Origin of the sequence: Halomonas sp. DP1Y21-3 (genome assembly GCF_019801245.1) — a bacterium.
GTDB lineage: Bacteria > Pseudomonadota > Gammaproteobacteria > Pseudomonadales > Halomonadaceae > Halomonas > Halomonas litopenaei.
Genome location: NZ_JAHVJM010000001.1, coordinates 775,969 through 795,573 on the forward strand (window position 1 = coordinate 775,969; position 19,605 = coordinate 795,573).

The 19,605-nt window shown below is 63.5% G+C and carries 16 protein-coding genes and 8 tRNA genes; 8 read left to right on the forward strand and 16 right to left on the reverse strand.

The genetic code is table 11. The features are described 5' to 3' along the window. Positions 1–3 precede the first annotated feature (3 nt). The 4 genes from rpsR to rnr form a co-directional block, all read right to left on the reverse strand. Positions 4–231, reverse strand: coding sequence for a 30S ribosomal protein S18 (gene rpsR / locus KUV74_RS03320; RefSeq protein ID WP_016853668.1), 228 nt, complete (start codon positions 229–231; stop codon positions 4–6). A gap of 45 nt (positions 232–276) precedes the next feature. Continuing rightward, a complete protein-coding gene (gene rpsF / locus KUV74_RS03325) occupies positions 277–648 on the reverse strand; it encodes a 30S ribosomal protein S6 (RefSeq protein ID WP_045992140.1) in 372 nt (123 codons plus the stop codon). 164 nt (positions 649–812) lie between these two features. Then, positions 813–1,553 carry a 23S rRNA (guanosine(2251)-2'-O)-methyltransferase RlmB gene (gene rlmB / locus KUV74_RS03330; RefSeq protein ID WP_222515811.1) on the reverse strand — a complete coding sequence of 247 codons (741 nt, stop codon included), beginning with the start codon at positions 1,551–1,553 and terminating at the stop codon, positions 813–815. Positions 1,554–1,718: 165 nt separating this feature from the next. Continuing rightward, positions 1,719–4,166 (reverse strand): ribonuclease R, encoded by a 2,448-nt coding sequence (rnr, locus tag KUV74_RS03335; RefSeq protein ID WP_222515626.1) that lies wholly within the window; start codon positions 4,164–4,166, stop codon positions 1,719–1,721. A gap of 263 nt (positions 4,167–4,429) precedes the next feature. On the opposite strand from rnr, the gene KUV74_RS03340 reads away from it, so the two are divergent. The 3 genes from KUV74_RS03340 (at position 4,430) to KUV74_RS03350 (ending at position 4,820) form a co-directional block, all read left to right on the forward strand. Then, positions 4,430–4,516: transfer RNA gene (locus tag KUV74_RS03340), tRNA-Leu, on the forward strand. 65 nt (positions 4,517–4,581) lie between these two features. Then, positions 4,582–4,668 (forward strand) — tRNA-Leu (locus tag KUV74_RS03345). A gap of 65 nt (positions 4,669–4,733) precedes the next feature. After that, positions 4,734–4,820: transfer RNA gene (locus KUV74_RS03350), tRNA-Leu, on the forward strand. 201 nt (positions 4,821–5,021) lie between these two features. On the opposite strand, the gene KUV74_RS03355 is transcribed toward KUV74_RS03350, so the two are convergent. Further along, positions 5,022–5,894, reverse strand: coding sequence for a DNA/RNA non-specific endonuclease (locus KUV74_RS03355; RefSeq protein ID WP_231498451.1), 873 nt, complete (start codon positions 5,892–5,894; stop codon positions 5,022–5,024). Positions 5,895–6,009: 115 nt separating this feature from the next. Continuing rightward, complete coding sequence (locus KUV74_RS03360; RefSeq protein WP_045992143.1) at positions 6,010–6,285, reverse strand: Lrp/AsnC family transcriptional regulator; 276 nt, start codon at positions 6,283–6,285, stop codon at positions 6,010–6,012. Between the two features lie 346 nt (positions 6,286–6,631). On the opposite strand from KUV74_RS03360, the gene KUV74_RS03365 reads away from it, so the two are divergent. After that, positions 6,632–6,946 (forward strand): high-potential iron-sulfur protein, encoded by a 315-nt coding sequence (locus KUV74_RS03365; RefSeq protein WP_045992144.1) that lies wholly within the window; start codon positions 6,632–6,634, stop codon positions 6,944–6,946. Positions 6,947–7,073: 127 nt separating this feature from the next. Here KUV74_RS03365 and KUV74_RS03370 read toward each other — a convergent pair whose 3' ends face one another. The 10 genes from KUV74_RS03370 to KUV74_RS03415 form a co-directional block, all read right to left on the reverse strand. Then, the gene (locus KUV74_RS03370; RefSeq protein ID WP_222515627.1) at positions 7,074–8,639 is read right to left on the reverse strand and encodes a SpoVR family protein; all 1,566 of its coding nucleotides are present in this window, start codon (positions 8,637–8,639) and stop codon (positions 7,074–7,076) included. Positions 8,640–8,739: 100 nt separating this feature from the next. After that, positions 8,740–10,026: a YeaH/YhbH family protein gene (locus KUV74_RS03375; protein WP_045992146.1), complete on the reverse strand. Its 1,287-nt coding sequence runs from the start codon at positions 10,024–10,026 to the stop codon at positions 8,740–8,742. Positions 10,027–10,089: 63 nt separating this feature from the next. Further along, entirely contained in the window at positions 10,090–12,012 is a 1,923-nt protein-coding gene (locus tag KUV74_RS03380; RefSeq protein WP_108131323.1) for a PrkA family serine protein kinase, read from the reverse strand. A gap of 337 nt (positions 12,013–12,349) precedes the next feature. Continuing rightward, complete coding sequence (locus KUV74_RS03385) at positions 12,350–14,362, reverse strand: NADPH-dependent 2,4-dienoyl-CoA reductase (protein WP_222515628.1); 2,013 nt, start codon at positions 14,360–14,362, stop codon at positions 12,350–12,352. A 418-nt stretch (positions 14,363–14,780) separates the two neighbouring features. Further along, a tRNA-Asp gene (locus KUV74_RS03390) sits at positions 14,781–14,857 on the reverse strand. Positions 14,858–14,860: 3 nt separating this feature from the next. Beyond that, a tRNA-Val gene (locus KUV74_RS03395) sits at positions 14,861–14,937 on the reverse strand. A gap of 63 nt (positions 14,938–15,000) precedes the next feature. Next, positions 15,001–15,077: transfer RNA gene (locus KUV74_RS03400), tRNA-Asp, on the reverse strand. A gap of 29 nt (positions 15,078–15,106) precedes the next feature. Beyond that, positions 15,107–15,183 (reverse strand) — tRNA-Asp (locus KUV74_RS03405). 40 nt (positions 15,184–15,223) lie between these two features. Then, positions 15,224–15,299: transfer RNA gene (locus KUV74_RS03410), tRNA-Val, on the reverse strand. A 179-nt stretch (positions 15,300–15,478) separates the two neighbouring features. Next, positions 15,479–16,189 carry an alpha/beta family hydrolase gene (locus KUV74_RS03415; RefSeq protein WP_222515629.1) on the reverse strand — a complete coding sequence of 237 codons (711 nt, stop codon included), beginning with the start codon at positions 16,187–16,189 and terminating at the stop codon, positions 15,479–15,481. A gap of 165 nt (positions 16,190–16,354) precedes the next feature. Here KUV74_RS03415 and ccoN point away from each other — a divergent pair, with 165 nt between their 5' ends. From ccoN to ccoP, 4 genes are read left to right on the forward strand one after another with little or no spacing between them, the layout of a single operon-like run. Further along, positions 16,355–17,779: a cytochrome-c oxidase, cbb3-type subunit I gene (gene ccoN, locus KUV74_RS03420; RefSeq protein ID WP_045992149.1), complete on the forward strand. Its 1,425-nt coding sequence runs from the start codon at positions 16,355–16,357 to the stop codon at positions 17,777–17,779. A gap of 23 nt (positions 17,780–17,802) precedes the next feature. Continuing rightward, the gene (gene ccoO, locus KUV74_RS03425; protein ID WP_108131320.1) at positions 17,803–18,420 is read left to right on the forward strand and encodes a cytochrome-c oxidase, cbb3-type subunit II; all 618 of its coding nucleotides are present in this window, start codon (positions 17,803–17,805) and stop codon (positions 18,418–18,420) included. A gap of 2 nt (positions 18,421–18,422) precedes the next feature. Beyond that, positions 18,423–18,635 (forward strand): CcoQ/FixQ family Cbb3-type cytochrome c oxidase assembly chaperone, encoded by a 213-nt coding sequence (locus KUV74_RS03430; RefSeq protein ID WP_045992151.1) that lies wholly within the window; start codon positions 18,423–18,425, stop codon positions 18,633–18,635. After that, positions 18,632–19,573 (forward strand): cytochrome-c oxidase, cbb3-type subunit III, encoded by a 942-nt coding sequence (gene ccoP, locus KUV74_RS03435; RefSeq protein ID WP_045992152.1) that lies wholly within the window; start codon positions 18,632–18,634, stop codon positions 19,571–19,573. The genes KUV74_RS03430 and ccoP overlap by 4 nt, the downstream gene beginning before the upstream one ends. Positions 19,574–19,605: the final 32 nt, after the last annotated feature.

The window sequence follows — 19,605 nt, forward strand, 5'->3', positions numbered from 1 at the left end:
GACTTACTGGTGGCTGTCGGTGTAAGGCAGCAGGGCCAGGTAGCGTGCGCGCTTGATCGCGGTGGACAGCTGGCGCTGGTAACGGGCCTTGGTACCGGTGATGCGGCTGGGAACGATCTTGCCGGTCTCGGTGATGTAGGCCTTGAGCGTGTCCAGATCCTTGTAGTCGATCTGCTTCACGCCTTCAGCGGTGAAACGGCAAAACTTGCGGCGACGGAAAAAGCGTGCCATGGAAAGACTCCTTATACGTGCGTTGCAGAGCTAGTGATGCGCGGCTCAGGCGGATTCAGCGGTGCGCGGCTTTTCTTCGCGACGGGCACGCTTCTCTTCCACCGGCTTCATCATCGGAGACGCTTCGGTGATGGCTTCCTTGCAGCGCACCACCAGGCTGCGAATGATGGCGTCGTTGAAACGGAAGATGTTCTCGATTTCCTCGAGGGTCTCTCCGCTGCACTCGACGTTCATCAGCACGTAGTGAGCCTTGTGGATCTTGTTGATCGGGTAGGCCAGGTGACGGCGGCCCCAATCCTCGAGACGGTGAACAGTACCGGCGTTCTCGGTGACGATGCTGGTGTAGCGCTCGACCATGGCCGGAACCTGCTCACTCTGGTCCGGGTGGACCATGAAGACGATCTCGTAGTGACGCATGGATTCTCCTTTCGGTTTGGCAGCTTCCGCAGGGGCCTGAGTAGTCTCGGCGCCGGGGGAAGCAAGGAGTGAATAACAATTAGCCTGTCCCGCGCAGAACGCACGGGCGCCCAGATTCTACGGAGTTGTGATCAGGGTTGCAAGCCGATGCTGGGGCGACACCGTCATCCGCGGGCCTTGAGCTCGCGCTGGCGCACCACCTCGAACAGACAGACGCCGGTGGCCACCGACACATTGAGACTCGAGACGGTGCCCGCCATGGGCAGCTTGACCAGGTTGTCGCAGGCCTCCCGGGTCAACCGACGCATGCCCTTGCCCTCGGCCCCCATCACCAGCGCCATGGGCCCGGTGAAGTCGGCAGCGAAAACGCTGGCGTCGGCCTCGCCGGCGGTACCGGTGATCCACACCCCTTCTTCCTTGAGTCGCGCCATGGCGCGGGCCAGGTTGGTCACCTGATAGACCGGCACGCTCTCGGCGGCACCGCAGGCCACCTTGCGCACGGTGGCGTTGAGCGGTGCCGACTTGTCCTTGGGCACGATCACGCCGTGCACCCCGGCGGCGTCGGCACTGCGTAGACAGGCGCCGAAGTTGTGAACGTCGGTGACACCATCGAGGATCAGCAACAGCGGCGGCGTCTCCAGCGGCCAGGCCTTGAGCTTGTGCCACAGGGACTCCTCGCCCTCCGGCGCCAGTGGCGGACAGAACGCCACGATACCCTGATGGGAAGCGCCCTGGGAGAGACCGTCGAGCTCTTCACGGGGCACGCTCCTGAGCCTGGCGCCGCGACTGCGCGCGGTATCGACCAACTCACTGAGACGACGCCCGGCGTCGCCCTCCTGCACCCACAGTTCCTTGGGTGATTCGCCACGCTCCAGCAGCGCCCGGACGGCGTGAACGCCGAACACACTGTCGAGGCCGTTCGGCACTGCCGGACCATGCTGACCACGTCCCTTGCCACGCGCCGGAGTACGCGCCTGGTCATGCGTCTGGGACTGGCTCTGGCCGTGGCGACGGCGTCTGGAATCATGCTTGGCCACGGGCGGCCTCCTGGTCAATCATCACGCGGGTGTTCATCCCTTGTTGCCACGCCGCGGACCGCGGCGCCGACGTCCGCCCTTCTTCTTCGGGGCATCCTGTTCGCCGACCCCGGAAGGGCCGTCGGCACGGCGCTTGGTGTCGCCCTGGGCCGACCTGCCGCCACGCCCCTTGCCCTGGCCTTTGCCCTGACTCTGCGCGCCTGCGTCGCGACGCTTGCGCGGTGCCCGACGAGGGCGCGGCTTGTCGTCGGCCATCTCGAAGTCGATCTTGCGCTCGTCGAGGTCGACCCGAGCCACCTGAACGGTGACCCCATCGCCCAGGCGATAGCTGGTGCCGGTACGCTCGCCCTTGAGACGATGCTTCTCGGGCTCGTAGTGGTAGTAGTCCGACGGCAAGGAGGTGACGTGGACCAGCCCCTCGACATAGAACTCGTCGAGGCGTACGAAGATACCGAACTGGGTGACCGAGGCGATGGTACCGTCGTAGACCTCGCCGAGCTTGTCGGACATGAACTCGCACTTGAGCCAGCCCTCGACGTCACGGGTGGCGTCGTCGGCACGACGCTCGGTCATCGAGCAGTGCTCGCCAAGTTCGAGCATCTGCTCGAAGGTATAGGGACACCACTTGGTCGGCGGCTCCACCGGCGCTCCCTCGGCGCGCAGCACGGTGTTGGTCTGGCGCGGTCCGCGGATCACCGAACGAATGGCGCGGTGCACCAGCAGATCGGGATAGCGACGAATCGGCGAGGTAAAGTGGGCGTAGGCCGGGTAGGCCAGGCCAAAGTGGCCCTCGTTGTGGGGCGAATACACCGCCTGACTCATCGAGCGCAGCATCACCGTCTGAATGATGTCGGCATCGTCGCGGCCCTTGATCGCCTCGGCCAGGTCACGGTAGTCCTGGGGCGTCGGCTCATCACCACCGCCGAGTGACATGCCGATCTCGTTGAGGAACAGCCGCAGCTTGTCCAGGCGCTCCGGCGACGGACGCTCGTGGATACGGTACAGCGCCGGCAGGTCGTGCTTGTCGAGGAAGCGCGCGGTGGCAACGTTGGCCGCCAGCATGCACTCCTCGATGATCTTGTGGGCGTCGTTGCGCGAGCGCGGCACGATCTTCTCGATCTTGCGCTCGTCGTTGAAGACGATGGCGGTCTCGGTGGTCTCGAAGTCGATGGCACCCCGTTCGGTGCGCGCTTCTCGCAGCAACTGGTAGAGGCTGTGCAGGTTCTTCAGCGACGGCACCAGCGACTTGTACTCCTGGCGCAGGGCCTCGCCTTCCTCCCCCTCGTCCTGAAGGATCGCCGCCACCTTGTTGTAGGTCAGCCGGGCATGGGAACGGAAAACCGCCTCGTAGAAGCGATAACGGCTGATGGCCCCGGTCTTGGAGATGTTGAGCTCGCACACCAGCGCCAGACGATCGACGTCCGGGTTCAGCGAGCACAGTCCATTGGACAGCAGCTCCGGCAGCATCGGCACCACCTGCCCCGGGAAGTACACCGAGTTGCCGCGGGCGATGGCCTCCTGATCGAGCGGGCTGCCGGGACGCACGTAGTGCGACACGTCGGCGATGGCGACAAGGAGCTTCCAGCTGCCCGAACGCGTCTTGTAGGCACACACCGCGTCGTCGAAGTCCTTGGCGGTCTCGTCATCGATGGTGACCAGCGGCTTGTCACGCAGGTCGATGCGGTGGAGCTTGTCCTCCTCGGCGACCTCGGCGGACATACTGGCGATCTGGTCGGTGACATCCGGCGGAAACTCGGACGGGATCTCGTAGCTTCTCAGCGCGATGTCGATCTCCATACCGGGATCCATACGCTCTCCCAGCACCTCGATGACCTCACCCACCGGCTGCACCCGGGTCTCGGGCTGCTTGACGATGCGTGCCGAGATGACCTGGCCGTCCTGGGCGCCACCACAGGCGCTGTGCGGGATGATCACCTCCTGGGTGATCCGATTGTTCTCGGGGATCAGTACCCCGAACTCGGGAGTATTCTCGCGATACACACCGACGATGGTCTGGGTGTTGCGCGCGATGACGTCCACCACCGTGGCCTCGTCACGGCCCCTGCGATCGCGTCCGCTGATGCGCACCAGCACGTGGTCACCGTGAAACACCCGGCGCATCTGTCGCGGGGGGATCACCAGATCAGGCTTCTTGCCGTCGTCGCGCAATAGAAAGCCGAAACCGTCCCGATGCCCCAGCACCTTGCCCTTGATCAGATCGAGCTTGTCGATCAGCGCATAGGCGTTGCGACGGTTGCGCAGCACCTGGCCGTCCCGCTCCATGGCGGACAGGCGGCGACGCACCGCCTCGCGCAGGTCCTCGTCATCGAGACCCAGCTGATCACTCATGGCCTCATGGGTCACCGGCGCCCCGATTTCCTCGAGCCGCTTGAGCAGGTATTCGCGGGACGGGGCGGGGTTGTCGTACTTGTGGGCTTCGCGGAGAGCGTGTTCGTCGGCGTCGAGCGTCCAATGGGTCATGCGAAAGGCATCCTTGGCAGGGTCGAGGACGGCAGGTGAGCGCCGACTCCCGGGCGCGAGCGTGCGGTCTTGTCGAAAATTTGTCGTAACATGCGCGCAGTATAGCGCTGGCGCGGCCTTGACCCAACCATAAGCGCCCGTGGATAGACCCGCCGCCCACCGAGGGCCCATTCAGGCGATGGTCACAACGGCAAAAAAAATCGCGCGATTCCCTATCGAGACGCTTGCATTATTCAGATGATTCGGTAACATACGCGCCACTTGCCCAGATGGCGGAATTGGTAGACGCGCTAGCTTCAGGTGCTAGTGTCCTTATGGACGTGGAGGTTCAAGTCCTCTTCTGGGCACCAACGATCCTTCGGGATCACGACGATGCAAGTCGTCACGCTCTTTGTCAGTCAAGCAGCACGTGTTCGCCCAGGTGGCGGAATTGGTAGACGCGCTAGCTTCAGGTGCTAGTGTCCTTATGGACGTGGAGGTTCAAGTCCTCTCCTGGGCACCATCGACTCGTCAGGGTCGACGAACACGACAGACTGATGCAAGATTGACAAGAGAATCGCATGACATGCCCAGGTGGCGGAATTGGTAGACGCGCTAGCTTCAGGTGCTAGTGTCCTTATGGACGTGGAGGTTCAAGTCCTCTCCTGGGCACCATCGTCATGCAGACAACGGATCCACATCGGATCAACAAGAACCCGCGCCTCGTCGCGGTTTTTTTGTGCCTGAAATCTGCACCGCTCCCGGATACCCCTCTACCTCACCTTCCTCTTGCACTATCCCTCTGCGCCCCCTCCTGACGCAGCAGAACAGCAACAGCCAGCTCCGCCGTCTTTCCGGCACCCGCGAACTCTCTACCTAGTCGAATCGAGAGGGCAACTCGGCCACCTGGGACAATGCCCAGTCGCCGACCCCCGCGACCGACTCCCAGTCGGCTTCCTGGCTCGCCGCCAGCCGCGGCAGGAAATTCAGCCCGGTTTGCGCTTCTACCTCGTCGATGCTGAACAGAAACTGCTTGAGCGACTCGTCGCCACGCACGTCCTGGGGCATGATAAACGCCACCGCCAGCGGCGTATCGCCCGGCACCACCACGATCTTGTAGAACGCCACCGGCACCTCGACGAAGCCGACGCGATCGAGTAGACGATCGATCTCGAGATCGGTGATTCGTGTCTCGGCGTAGATCGGGCCGGTGATCACCTGCAGCCGGCCGAAGCGCGGCAGGAAGTGGTCCATCACCACCTCCTCCAGGCGCTGCCACAGCTGCCGATTGAGCGCGGGCTTCTGCGGCATCATGTTGCTCATCAGAAAGCTGTCGTCCTGGGCGTCTTCTCCCCACACCTTGGCCATGGCGTAGTTCGGGGCCAGGTGGCCGCGGTCGTAACCACTGCCCGAGTAGCTCGTGGTGCTGACAGGCCACAGCGTGCGCCAGTCCTGGCGAAAACCGGGGCGTGGCCCGATCTGCCGATCCCCGCTCTGGCGTAGCTCATAGCTGACCCACAGCGCACCGACGCGGACATCCGACCATCCCAGCAGATAGCCATCGTTACGCATGACGCGGGTGAAGGACAAGACGCCGGGCTCGGCCCACTCGGTTACCCCCATCCAGCTCATGCGATCACGGTAGCCCTGCTCTGTGCTGTGCCACAGAAAGGCACCCGCGGCGACCAGCACCAGCGAGACAAGGAGGTTTCGGGGGCGGGGTATCAGGCGATCGAGTGAAAGGTCCACACGCTTCCTTGATGCAAAGAGTCACGAGATGGCGAAGAGGTGCTGGTCGCCGGCGCGTCGAACGAGCGGCGTTGCGCCGGCCCGGCGCAGTCACCGGGCCGCCGACGCGATCTTGCTACCACCCCAGCGAGAACATGGTCTCCAGGTCGTGACGGGAGTGCACCTGCATGGCGTTGAGGGTCTCGGTGTCGGCGATCCCTTCCACCGCGTTCAGGCGCCCGGTGACGAGTTCGGCCAGGCTCTCGAAATCACGGGTGCGCGCGATCGCCACCAGGTCGTAGCGACCGCAGGTGGAGTACACCTCGCTGATGCCGTCGACCTCGGCGAGGCGCTCCGCCACCGCCTTGACCTGGCCCTTTTCGGCATTGATCAGGATCACTGCATTCTGCATGGTCGCCCTCCTTCGATGTCCGTCTTCGCCAGGCCAACCAAGCCCACGGCACAGACGGCAAGATGTGGTGTGCTCGCGGCGCAGTATATCAGCGCCGGCGCGGCACGGGCAGCACCACCCGACAGGCACCACCTGCGTGGCGGATTGCCGCAGCGGAGTAGCGAGGATTCGCCAAGACTCAAAGGCTTAGCTAATCTGAATGTTCAGCGCCGCCTAGAGCGCACGAGGTCGCCCAGGCTCACCGGGCACACTCGATAACATCGGTCCAGCAGAAACGGGCCCAACCAAGACCGTTCGACTATCGACTTCGATCACCATCGATCGAGCCACAACGAGGAGCCCCACCATGGCCAAGCACAGCCGCCGTGACTTCCTGCGCCACAGTCTGCTGGGCATCGCCGCCCTGCCTCTGGGCGCTGGCGTACTGTCCCGCACCGCCCTGGCCCAGAGCCTGCCGCGCCTGGATACCGACAACGCCCAGGCCAAGGCGCTCGGCTACGTCGAGAACGCCAGCGACGCCAGTGGCAACGCCGCCTACGAAGAGGGAGAGACCTGCGCCAACTGCATGTTCTTCAACGCCGAGACCGAAGGCTGCCAGCTGTTCCCACAGAACAGCGTGGAGCCGGGCGGGTGGTGCCAGTCCTGGACCGCCAAGCCCTGACGTCTGGCTGACCAGCGTCGGATTCACCAGGGGTAGGCTGAAAAGAGCGCGCCCCTGAGCCACACCAGAACGACAACACCCCGGGCCGATGGCCCGGGGTGTTGTCGTCTGCCGCTATTGCCGAGTCTCAAGCGCCTTCTTCGCTGTCCGGCAGCGGCCACTGATAGCGACGCACCACCTCGTCGCCGTCCCAGGACTCCAACTTGACCGGAAAGCCCCACAGTTGATGCAGATGACGGATCACCGGATAGACACTGCGTGCCAGCGGTCGCCGGTGATCCTGCACGTGGCGCAGCGTCAGCGAACGATCACCACGGATATCCGCCTCGTAGACCTGAATATTGGGCTCACGCAGCGACAGCGCATACTGCGTGGACAGCGCCTCGCGCACCCGCCGGTAGCCTCGCTCATCATGGATGGCGCCGACTTCCAGGGTCTCCTCCTGGTCATCGTCGACGATCTGAAACAGCTTCAGATCGCGAATCACCTTGGGCGAGAGAAACTGCTGAATGAAGGACTCGTCCTTGAAGTTGCGCATGGCAAAGTTCAACGTCTCGCGCCAGTCACTGCCGGCGATGTCGGGGAACCACTCGCGGTCCTCGTCATTGGGCGCCTCGCAGATACGCTTCAGGTCGGTGAAGATGGCGAACCCCAGAGCGTAGGGGTTGATGCCGTTGTAGTAGGGGCTATCGAAGGCCGGCTGACTGACCACGGCGGTGTGCGACTGCAGGAACTCGAGGATCAGCCCTTCGTCCACCGCGCCCTCGTCGAACAAGCGATTCATCAGGGTGTAGTGCCAGAAGGTCGCCCAGCCTTCGTTCATCACCTGGGTCTGGCGCTGGGGGTAGAAGTACTGGGCCAGCTTGCGCACGATGCGCACCACCTCACGTTGCCAGGGCGCCAGCAGCGGAGCGTTCTTCTCGATGAAGTACAGCAGGTTTTCCTGGGGCTCCGGCGGATAACGCCCGCCACCTCGCAGCCCCAGCGGATCGTCCTCGGACGCCATGGGCTCGGCGATGCTACCCACATCACCGGTCGGAATGGTGCGCCACAGGGTGTTGACCTGGGTCTGCAGGTAGTCTTCGCGTTCCTGCTGACGGCGAGCCTCCTCCTCGGGAGATACCGGGGACGGACGCTTGTAGCGGTCGACGCCATAATTCTGCAGGGCGTGACAGGCGTCGAGCAGCTGCTCCACCGCCTGGACACCGTGGCGCTCTTCGCACTGGCTGATGTACTTGCGGGCGAACACCAGGTAGTCGACGATCGAGGAGGCGTCGGTCCAGGTCCGAAACAGATAGTTGCCCTTGAAGAAGGAGTTGTGGCCATAGCAGGCGTGCGCCATGACCAGCACCTGCATCATCAGGGTGTTCTCTTCCATCAGGTAGGCGATGCAGGGATCTGAATTGATCACCAGTTCGTAGGCCAGCCCCATCTGACCACGCCGATAGGCCTGCTCCACCGCCAGGAACTGCTTGCCGAAGGACCAGTGGTGATAGCCCACCGGCATGCCGACGCTGGCGTAGGCGTCCATCATCTGCTCGGTGGTAATGATCTCGATCTGGTTGGGGTAGGTATCGAGCCGGTACTCGTCCGCCAGTCGCGCGATCTCGGCCTCGAACTCGGTGAGATCGTCAAAGCTCCAGTCGGAGCCGGTGGCGATGGGCTTGGCGTGGCGCTTGGTCAAGGTGGTCATGGAGCTCCCCTCCTCTCCGGGGCTCTATCATCGCCCGGAGTTGCGTAGCGCTTGTTCAGGGGCCGCAAGGCCCCGGCCTGCTGTCGAGTCGACCGAGAGGTCAACTCTCGGCGCGACGCTTGAACAAGGCACGGAACACCGGATAGATATCCCCCGGCTCGACGATCTGACGCATGGCGAAACGGTCAGGATAGGCCGCCTCCACCCGCTCGTACTCTTCCCACAAGGCCTGGTGGGCGTGGGGCGTGATCTCCACGTAGGTGAAGTACTGCAGGCGCCCCATCAGTGACTTGGTCAGGAGCTCGCGACAGTTCACCGAATCATCGTCCCAGTTGTCGCCATCCGAGGCCTGGGCCACGTACAGATTCCACTGCCCCGGCGGGTAGCGCTTGTCGATGATCTCGTCGACCAGGGTCAAGGCGCTGGAGACGATGGTGCCGCCGGTCTCCCGGGAGTAGAAGAACTCCTCCTCGTCGACCTCCTTGGCGGCGGTATGATGCCTGACGAAGACCAGCTCGACCCGCTCGTAGCTGCGCTCGAGAAACAGGTACAGCAGCAGGAAGAAGCGCTTGGCGATGTCCTTGTGGGCCTGGGTCATCGACCCGGAGACGTCCATCACGCAGAACATCACCGCCTTGCTCGATGGCTGGGGCTGGTTGATCAGGTGGTTGTAGCGAAGATCGTAGGTGTCGATGAAGGGCACCGCCTCCAGGCGCCGCTCCAGGCGCTCGATCTCGTCCTTGAGCTCCTGGATGCGAGCGGGGTTTCTGAGCACCGGATCCTTGCGTTCCTCGACCTCCAGTGCCTCCTGAGCCTCGCGCAGCGCCCGACGAATGGGCGCCCGCATGGCGATACGTCGGGCCTGGGCCTCGCGCATGGAGCGCACGATGTTGATCCTCGCCGGCACCCCGTCCCGGGACACCCCGGCGCGCACCGGCCGCACCTCCTCGACGTCGACCAGCGGCTTGCGCTCCAGGTGGGGCAACTCCAGGCCGTCGAAGACAAACTCGAGAAATTCCTCCCGCGTCAGGGTGAAGGCGAACTCGTCCATGCCCTCACCCTGATTGGAAGCGCCGCCTTCGCCGCTGCCATCGCCACCACCGCCGCCACCGTCCGGACGGCGCAGGCGATCCCCTTCCTGAAATTCGCGATTGCCCGGCGCGACGATGGAGCGACGCCCCCCGCTGCCGTGCTGGAATACCGGCTCGGAGATATCACGGCTCGGGATCGAGACCTTCTCGCCGCGCTCCATGTCGGTGATGGAACGGCGATTCACCGCCTCCTCCACGGAGCGCTTGATATGGGTCCGATAACGGTCAAGAAAGCGCTGGCGATTGACCGCGCTCTTGTTCTTGGCGTTGGCTCGGCGATCGATGAAGTAGGTCATGGGACCTCCTGGGCGCAGTCGACAAGGGTGGCAGGCACCGGGACGCTCCCGGTGCCTTCACGGCTACTGCGACTTGCGCACCCTCAGGTACCACTCCGACAGCAGGCGCACCTGCTTCTCGGTGTAGCCTCGATCCTTCATCCGCGCCACGAAGTCCTCATGTTTCTTGATGTCGGCAGAGGATGCCTTGGCGTTGAAGGAAATCACCGGCAGCAGCTCCTCGGTATTGGCGAACATCTTGTGCTCGATCACACCACGCAGCTTCTCGTAGGACTGCCAGCCCGGATTCATGCCGTTGTTCTGGGCACGTGCCCTGAGCACGAAGTTGACCACCTCGTGGCGGAAGTCCTTGGGATTGGAGATGCCCGCCGGCTTCTCGATCTTTTCCAGCTCGTCATTGAGCGACTGGCGATCGAACAGCTCGCCGGTCTCGGGATCCCGGTACTCCTGATCCTGGATCCAGAAGTCGGCGTAGGTGACGTAGCGGTCGAAGATGTTCTGACCGTACTCGGAGTAGGACTCCAGGTAGGCGGTCTGGATCTCCTTGCCGATGAAGTCGACGTAGCGCGGCGCCAGGTACTCCTTGATGTAGCGCAGGTAACGCTCGAAGGTCTCCTTAGGCAGCTGCTCCTGCTCCAGACGCTGCTCCAGCACGTACAGCAGGTGCACCGGGTTGGCCGCCACCTCATGGTTGTCGAAGTTGAATACCTTCGACAGGATCTTGAAGGCGAAGCGTGTGGACAGCCCGTCCATGCCCTCGTCCACCCCGGCGCTGTCGCGATACTCCTGGATCGACTTGGCCTTGGGATCGGTGTCCTTGAGGTTCTCGCCGTCATAGACCCGCATCTTGGAGTAGACGCTTGAGTTCTCCGGCTCCTTGAGCCGCGACAGCACCGAGAACTGGGCCAGCATGCGCAGGGTATCCGGCGCGCAGGGAGCCTGGTTGAGCGAGGAGTGCTCGAGCAGCTTCTTGTAGATGTTGATCTCTTCGGAGACCCGCAGGCAGTAAGGCACCTTGACGATGTAGACCCGGTCGAGGAAGGCCTCGTTGTTGCGATTGTTGCGGAACGCCTGCCACTCGCTCTCGTTGGAGTGGGCCAGCACGACGCCATCGAAGGGTATCGCGCCCATGCCCTCGGTGGGGTTGTAGTTGCCTTCCTGGGTGGCGGTCAGCAGCGGATGCAGCACCTTGATCGGCGCCTTAAACATCTCGACGAACTCCATCAGACCCTGGTTGGCCCGACACAAGCCACCGGAGAAGCTGTAGGCGTCCGGATCATCCTGGGAATAAAGCTCGAGCTGGCGGATGTCCACCTTGCCGACCAGCGAGGAGATGTCCTGGTTGTTCTCGTCGCCAGGCTCGGTCTTGGAGATGGCGATCTGATTGAGCCGTGAGGGATACAGCCGCACCACCCGGAACTGAGAGATGTCACCACCGGACTCCTTGAGTCGCTTGGCTGCCCAGGGGGACATCACGCTGCGCAGGTGGCGACCGGGAATACCGTACTCCTTCTCGAGCAGCTCGCCGTCCTCTTCCGGCGAGAACAGGCCAAGCGGGGACTCGTGCACCGGAGAACCCTTGATGGCGTAGAACGGCACTTTTTCCATCAACAGCTTGAGCCGCTCGGCCAGAGACGACTTGCCGCCACCCACCGGCCCCAGCAGGTAGAGAATCTGCTTTTTCTCTTCCAGGCCCTGAGCGGCGTGGCGGAAGTAGGCCACGATCTGCTCGATGGCCTCCTCCATGCCATGGAATTCACTGAACGCCGGGTAGCGGCGTATCACCTTGTTGGAAAAGATCCGCGCCAGCCTCGGGTCCTTGGCGGTGTCGATCACCTCCGGTTCACCGATGGCCTCCAGCATGCGCTCTGGCGCACTGGCGTAGACGGAAGGGTCTTGACGGCAGAGTTCCAGATATTCCTGCAGGGACATTTCTTCCTGCTGGACGCGAGCGAAGCGGTTCTGCACATGGTCGAAGATGCTCATCGATGCCTCCTGTGATGCCCGGGACTCGATCTGGACGACGTCACCCACCCTTGCCTGCCATCGCCCTTGTCGAGGGGGTACTCTCAGCGTAGAACAGCATTAGCCAATGACGATGCTCGGATCTTCAACGCTGAACGTCCTTACCTATAAGAACTCATGCCAGCAGAAGCGTTTCATTGTCCAGACGTAATTCGACCTAAGAGGGTCAAGAGGCACCAAAGCCGAGGTAGCCGACGGCCGGGAAGCCAGCGCCGGACGCCACCTGCCCGGTCCTCATGAGGCACGACAGCGCACCTCCTGAGGATTACCGAATCTGCATATTTTATTGTCGACAATCCTACAGTGACGCCGCCAGACGCACGCCCTGATCGATGGCGCGCTTGGCGTCCAGCTCCGCTGCCTTGTCCGCCCCACCGATGATCGACACCCGAACGCCGGCGGCCTCAAGTGGCGCTACCAGCTCACGCACCGACTCCTGCCCGGCACACACCACCACACTGTCCACGGCCAGGGTGCGCTCCTCGCCGTCAACGCTCAGATGCAGGCCCTGGTCGTCGATACGCTGATACTCGCAGCCGGGTATCGCCTGGACTCCCCGATGGCGCAGCGAGGCCCGATGCACCCAGCCAGAGGTAGTGCCGAGCCCCTTGCCGGGCTTGGAGCTCTTGCGCTGCAGCAGAAAGACCTCCCGCGGTGACTCGGGACGCTGTGCGGGCTTGAGCCCTCCCGGCGCGCTCACGGCGAGATCCACGCCCCACTCGTCACACCACTCGGCCAGGGGGTCGTCACCCGGGGCGACGTGGGTCAGTAACTCCGCCACGTCAAAGCCGATACCGCCGGCGCCGATGATGGCGACCCGCCGCCCGACCCGCCCGGGTGACTCGATTGCCTCTGCGTAGCTCAGCACACTGGCATGATCGGCACCGGGCAACTGAAGCTGGCGGGGACGGACGCCGGTGGCCAGCACCACATGATCAAAGCCCTCAAGATCAGCCACCGTTGCTTCACAGGACAGCCTGACGTCGACACCGGTCTTGTCGAGCATGACCCGGAAGTAGCGCAGCGTCTCGTCGAACTCCTCCTTGCCAGGTATCCGACGGGCAAAGTTGAACTGCCCCCCCAGACTGGATTGGCGCTCGAACAGGGTGACCCTGTGGCCCCGCTCGGCGGCACTGACGGCGGTAGCGAGTCCAGCAGGACCGCCCCCTACCACCGCCACCGTCTGCGGCGTGGCGGCCGGCTCCAGCGACAGCTCGGTCTCGTGACAGGCGCGAGGGTTGACCAGGCACGAGGTCAGCTTGCCCTGGAAGGTGTGGTCGAGGCAGGCCTGGTTGCAGGCGATGCAGGTGTTGATCTCGTCTGCTCTGTCGCCGCGAGCCTTGGCCACCCAGGCGGGGTCGGCCAGCAGAGGCCGAGCCATGGAGACCATGTCGGCGTGGCCCTCGGCGAGCACCCGCTCGGCCACCTCGGGCATGTTGATGCGGTTGGTGGTGATCAGCGGAATTGTCACCGCCTGGCGCATGCGCCGGGACACCTCGGTAAAGGCCGCCCGCGGCACACTGGTGACGATGGTCGGCACCCTGGCCTCGTGCCAGCCGATGCCGGTGTTGATCACGTCGGCACCGGCGGCTTCCACCGCCCGCCCCAGGGCGATGACCTCGTCATGGGTGCTGCCGTCCTCCACCAGGTCGATCATCGACAGCCGGTAGATCAGCAGAAAGCGATCCCCCACCGCCGCGCGTACCCGGCGCAAAATCTCCAGCGCAAAGCGACAGCGATTGTCGAAGTCGCCGCCCCAGCGATCCTGGCGCTGATTGGTGCGCCGACAGATGAACTGGTTGATCAGGTAGCCCTCGGACCCCATGATCTCGACGCCATCGTAGCCGGCCTGCTGGGCCAGGCGCGCGCAGCGCACGTAGTCGTCGATCTGCCGCTCCACATCCTCGTCAGTAAGCTCACGCGGCACGAAGGGATTGATCGGCGCCTGGATCGCCGACGGCGCCACCAGCTCCGGCGAATAGGCGTAGCGCCCAGCGTGCAGGATCTGCATGCAGATGCGTCCGCCCTCGGCGTGCACCGCCTCGACGACCTGACGGTGTCCCTCGAGCTGGTCCTCGCTGGTCAACTGCGAGGCCCCCTGGAAGACGGCGCCTTCGGCGTTGGGGGCGATGCCGCCGGTCACAATCAGCGCCACTCCCTCGCGGGCGCGCTCGGCGTAGAAGGCGGCCAGACGCTCGAAGCCGCGCGGTGCTTCTTCCAGGTTGGTATGCATGGAGCCCATCAGCACACGATTGGGCAGGCTCAGATGGCCCAGGCGCAAGGGAGTGAAGAGCTGGGGATAGGCGGTCACGGGGCGGTCCTTCGCAGCACAGGCTGCGCGTTGTTGTTGGCGGTGTCGGATGGCGCGCTCACACAATTGGCGCCACTCATCGACCAATTTCAAACAACTGTATGATAGCAGCCCACCCTCTGCCACCCCCCTCGATGAAAATGCGCGCAAAACGCATCGTCGGGCAAAGGCTTCTTTCTGGCCAGCTCCGGGGCTAGCTCTTGAAAGAGCTCCTGAAACAGCCCCTGGAACAGCTCCTGAAATAGCCCCTGGAATCGCCCTCCTGGAACAGCTCTCTGGATAGCCCTCCAGGCAACCCTCGTCCACCACCGCTGACCTGACGCACACGAAAAAGGCCCCGCTGCGTAGCAGCGGGGCCTTCCGAAATAAGCGCCGGTAACAGGACCGGACTTTTCCAGCGAACTGGATCGAGTGAAACTGGCGGACCGGACGGGACTCGAACCCGCGACCTCCGGCGTGACAGGCCGGCATTCTAACCAACTGAACTACCGGTCCGCGTGGTGGGTGATACCGGATTCGAACCAGTGACCCCCAGCATGTGAGGCTGGTGCTCTAACCAACTGAGCTAATCACCCACGTTATTTCACACGGTGCGATGTCTCGAGTTTCCTGAAGACGTCGTCTTTGGCTTGTCATCGTGGCGGACCGGACGGGACTCGAACCCGCGACCTCCGGCGTGACAGGCCGGCATTCTAACCAACTGAACTACCGGTCCGCAATGATGACCAATTCGAGAAGAGACGCTGGCGGACCGGACGGGACTCGAACCCGCGACCTCCGGCGTGACAGGCCGGCATTCTAACCAACTGAACTACCGGTCCAGCGCTCTCTACTCTACGTGTCCATCCATCATTTTCATGATGGTGGGTGGTACAGGGTTCGAACCTGTGACCCCCAGCTTGTAAGGCTGGTGCTCTCCCAGCTGAGCTAACCACCCCTGGTCACGTGGCGCTGCATTCTACAGAACATCCGGGGGATGTCAACGCGCCCCACGCATCTTTCTCGTTTTTTTTGTCCCGACTTTTGTCCGTGCATTCATCGACTTGGGCCGAAAGCCAGACGCCACAAGGGCTGGCGCCACAGCGCCGTGATATCCACCCTTGTAGAAAGAAGCGCTCACGACTTGCCCATGGCGTCCGCGGTAGCGCGCGCCGCCTTTCCCATCAGGTCCTGGCGCGACAGTCCACTCAAGCGCCGCGGCGACCAGTCGTGGTCGCCATCCTCGAGCCATTCAAGACGCGCATGCGCCGGCAACTCATAGCCCGCCACCTCGTCGCGAGTACCGAAAGGGTCCCGGGTACCCTGCAGTACCACCAGAGGGCAAGCCAGCGACGGCCAGTGATCCAGACGCAGGCGCTCGGGCTTGCCCACGGGATGAAAGGGGTAGCCAGCCAGCACCAGCCCCGGTGCACCGTCCTCGGCGGCCAGCAGACTGGCCACCCGCCCGCCCATGGACTTGCCGCCGAGCCACAGCGCCCCCGGCACCAACTGCGACAAAACGTCACGCCAGAGGCGCATTTCTTCCACCAGCCGAGCCACCCTGGGCGGCGGCCGCCGACGCCCCGCCGCACGCATCTCGCGCAGATAGGCAAACTCGAATGACAGCGTCTGTACGCCGGCCCTGGCCAGCGCCGCGCGCCATTCAAGCAAAAAGGGTGAATCGTGTCCGGCACCGGCCCCATGCGCCAGCAACAACACGTCTCGGCAAGGTGGTCCCTCCAGGATCACCGGCGCCAGGCCGGGCACCTGCCACTCGCCACGGTGCCCGGCGGCGAGTGCCTGGCTGAATTCCTGAGTAAAAGCGTCGGGTAAAACGAGTTGTGACACGGCAAAGTTTCCAAAGTTCACTGCCACCAGAGGCTAAGTTCTTCTCACTGCCAGGCTGGGCTAGAATTCTGAGTGGTTGTTGATCTGCATCATTCTGAGGCAATTGCCGGGCAGGCACTATGGCCGGGGGATCGTCCCCTTTACGCGATCGATGGGAAACTGATCATGAGCACAGCATTTGAACATCCGACCTACAACTACAAGGTGGTCCGGCAGTTCGCGATCATGACGGTGGTGTGGGGCATCGTGGGCATGACCCTCGGTGTGATTCTCGCCGCCCAACTGGTCTGGCCGGAACTCAACCTTGGCTTGCCCTGGACAAGCTTCGGTCGGCTTCGCCCGCTGCATACCAATGCGGTCATCTTCGCCTTCGGCGGCTCCGCCCTGTTCGCGACGTCCTACTACGTCGTCCAGCGCACCTGCCAGGTGAGGCTGATCAGCGACAAGCTGGCCGCCTTTACCTTCTGGGGCTACCAGGCGGTCATCCTGTGCGCGGTCGTCACCCTGCCGCTGGGCCTCACCGAGGTCAAGGAATACGCCGAGCTGGAATGGCCCATCGACATTCTGCTCGCGGTGGTGTGGGTGACCTACGCAGCCGTCTTCCTAGGCACCATCAAGGTCCGCAAGACCTCCCACATCTACGTGGCCAACTGGTTCTTCGCCGCCTTCATCCTGACCGTTGCCGTACTGCACATCGTCAACAGCGCGGCCCTTCCGGTCACCGCCACCTACTCCATCTCCATCTACTCCGGCGCCATCGACGCCATGGTGCAGTGGTGGTACGGCCACAACGCGGTAGGCTTCTTCCTGACCGCCGGCTTCCTCGGCATGATGTATTACTTTGTGCCCAAGCAAGCCGAGCGCCCGGTCTACTCCTACCGCCTGTCCATCGTCCACTTCTGGGCGCTGATCATGGTCTACATGTGGGCCGGCCCCCACCACCTGCACTACACCGCCCTGCCGAACTGGGCGCAGTCGCTGGGCATGGTGATGTCGATCATTCTGCTGGCGCCCTCCTGGGGCGGCATGATCAACGGCATGATGACCCTCTCCGGGGCCTGGCATAAGCTGCGAACCGACCCGACCCTGCGCTTTCTCGTCGTCGCGTTGTCGTTCTACGGCATGTCGACCTTCGAAGGCCCGATGATGGCGGTGAAGACCGTCAACGCCCTGTCCCACTACACCGACTGGACCATCGGTCACGTCCACGCCGGCGCCCTCGGCTGGGTCGCGATGATCACCATCGGCTCGATGTACCACCTGATTCCACGCCTGTTCGGTCACACCGAGATGTACTCCGTCAAGCTGGTGGCGGTGCACTTCTGGCTGGCCACCATCGGCACCGTGCTGTACATCGCCGCGATGTGGGTCAACGGCATCCTGCAGGGCCTGATGTGGCGCGCCATCAACGAAGACGGCACCTTGATGTACACCTTCGTCGAGACCGTCGAGGCCAGCGGCCCCGGCTACATCGTGCGCCTGATCGGTGGCCTTTTCTGGGTGACCGGCATGCTGATCATGGCCGTCAACGTGGCCATGACCGTCAAAGGTTCCGCCAAGCGCGGCGCGCCCCTGCCCCAGACCGCCTGAGTCAACGAAGGACCGAGACTGACATGAAACACGAGATCATAGAAAAGAACGTCGGTTTGATGGCGGTACTGGTGCTGGTGGTGATCAGCTTCGGTGGCCTGGCCGAGATCGTACCGCTGTTCTTCCAGAAGCAGACCACGGAGCCGGTCGAGGGCCTCGAGCCGCTGTCCGCACTGGAACTGGAAGGCCGGGACATCTATCGCCGCGAAGGCTGCGTCGGCTGTCATTCGCAGATGATTCGCCCCTTCCGTGCCGAGACCGAGCGCTATGGCCACTACAGTGTGGCCGGTGAATCCGTCTACGAGCACAACTTCCTGTGGGGGTCCAAGCGCACCGGCCCGGACCTGGCCCGCGTCGGCGGTCGCTACAGTGACGACTGGCATCGTGCCCACCTCTACAACCCGCGGGACGTGGTGCCCGAATCGGTGATGCCGGCCTACCCCTGGCTGTTCGAGAACACCCTGGACGGCGAGGACACCCCGGCCAAGATGCGCACCCTTCAGAAACTGGGCGTGCCTTACACCGACGAGCAGATCGCCAACGCCACCAGCGAGGTCCGCGGTGAGCGTGAAATCACCGCCCTGGTCGCCTACCTGCAGCAGCTTGGCACGGTGTTGCCCAGCTCGGCGAAGAGCCCGTAACCATGGATATCGGAACCTTTCGCGGCATCTTGACCGGCATCCTGCTGATCGCCTTCCTGGGCCTGGTGGCCTGGGCCTACTCGAGCCGCCGCAAGCGTGAGTTCGATCAGGCGGCGCAGCTGCCGTTCGCCGACGACGACGAACAACCGAATCGTGACCGCACGGCCGAGCGACAGGCCGATTCCCGAGAGGACAGGGGAGAGAAGAACACATGAATACGCTTTGGGGTGATGCCCTCTCAGGCTTCTGGAGTGCCTGGATCATCGTCATCACGCTCGGCACCATCGGCTTTGCGTTTTGGCTTCTGTGGGCCAACCGCAAGACCGACAAGCGCCCTGACGCCGACGGCACCGTCGAGACCACCGGCCACACCGCCGATGGTATCGACGAATACGACAACCCGCTGCCTCGCTGGTGGTTTCAGCTCTATGTTGCCACGGTGATCTTTTCCCTGGGCTATCTGGTGCTGTATCCGGGCCTCGGCAACTTCGCCGGTGTGCTGGGCTGGAGCCAGGAAGGTCAGTGGGAGGAAGAGGTCGCCCAGGCCGAAGAGCGCTTTGCACCGATCTTCGAGAAGTACCAGCAGGTACCCATCCCGGAACTCGCCCAGGACGGTGACGCCATGCAGGTGGCCGAGCGCATCTTCCTCAACAACTGCGCCATCTGCCACGGCTCCAACGCCAAGGGCGGCTACGGCTTCCCCAATCTGACCGACGACGACTGGCTCTACGGCGGCGAGCCCGAGCACATCGTCACCACCATCAACAACGGACGCAATGGCCTGATGCCGTCATGGCAGCAGCTCGGCGCGGACAATATCGAGAACCTGACCCAGCATGTGCTGTCGCTGTCCGGCCAGGCCGAGGACGCCGAACGTGCCGAAAAAGGCGGCGCCGTCTTCACCTCGGTATGTGCCGCCTGCCATATGCCTGACGGTACCGGCAACCAGGCGCTGGGCGCGCCCAATCTGACCGACGACAGCTGGCTGTACCAGGCACCGGGCCAGAGCCTGGCCGACTCCGTGCGTCAGACGCTGCGCAACGGCCGCAACGGCCATATGCCGGCGCAGGCCGCCTACATCGGCGAGGAGCGGGTCCACCTGGTCGCCGCCTATGTCTATGGTCTGAGCCAGAATCAAGACCAGAGTCAGTAGTGACCCCAGCGGGATCGCTCCCGCGGCGAGTG

Excerpts from the sequence above, each read along its gene's own strand:
- KUV74_RS03375 (WP_045992146.1), bottom strand. The coding sequence starts at position 10,026 with ATGACCTACTTCATCGATCGCCGAGCCAACGCCAAGAACAAGAGCGCG.
- KUV74_RS03370 (WP_222515627.1), bottom strand. The coding sequence starts at position 8,639 with ATGACCACCTTGACCAAGCGCCACGCCAAGCCCATCGCCACCGGCTCC.
- rnr (WP_222515626.1), bottom strand. The coding sequence starts at position 4,166 with ATGACCCATTGGACGCTCGACGCCGACGAACACGCTCTCCGCGAAGCC.
- KUV74_RS03365 (WP_045992144.1), top strand. The coding sequence starts at position 6,632 with ATGGCCAAGCACAGCCGCCGTGACTTCCTGCGCCACAGTCTGCTGGGC.
- rpsR (WP_016853668.1), bottom strand. The coding sequence starts at position 231 with ATGGCACGCTTTTTCCGTCGCCGCAAGTTTTGCCGTTTCACCGCTGAA.
- KUV74_RS03380 (WP_108131323.1), bottom strand. The coding sequence starts at position 12,012 with ATGAGCATCTTCGACCATGTGCAGAACCGCTTCGCTCGCGTCCAGCAG.
- rpsF (WP_045992140.1), bottom strand. The coding sequence starts at position 648 with ATGCGTCACTACGAGATCGTCTTCATGGTCCACCCGGACCAGAGTGAG.
- ccoP (WP_045992152.1), top strand. The coding sequence starts at position 18,632 with ATGAATACGCTTTGGGGTGATGCCCTCTCAGGCTTCTGGAGTGCCTGG.
- KUV74_RS03360 (WP_045992143.1), bottom strand. The coding sequence starts at position 6,285 with ATGCAGAATGCAGTGATCCTGATCAATGCCGAAAAGGGCCAGGTCAAG.
- ccoN (WP_045992149.1), top strand. The coding sequence starts at position 16,355 with ATGAGCACAGCATTTGAACATCCGACCTACAACTACAAGGTGGTCCGG.
- ccoO (WP_108131320.1), top strand. The coding sequence starts at position 17,803 with ATGAAACACGAGATCATAGAAAAGAACGTCGGTTTGATGGCGGTACTG.
- KUV74_RS03430 (WP_045992151.1), top strand. The coding sequence starts at position 18,423 with ATGGATATCGGAACCTTTCGCGGCATCTTGACCGGCATCCTGCTGATC.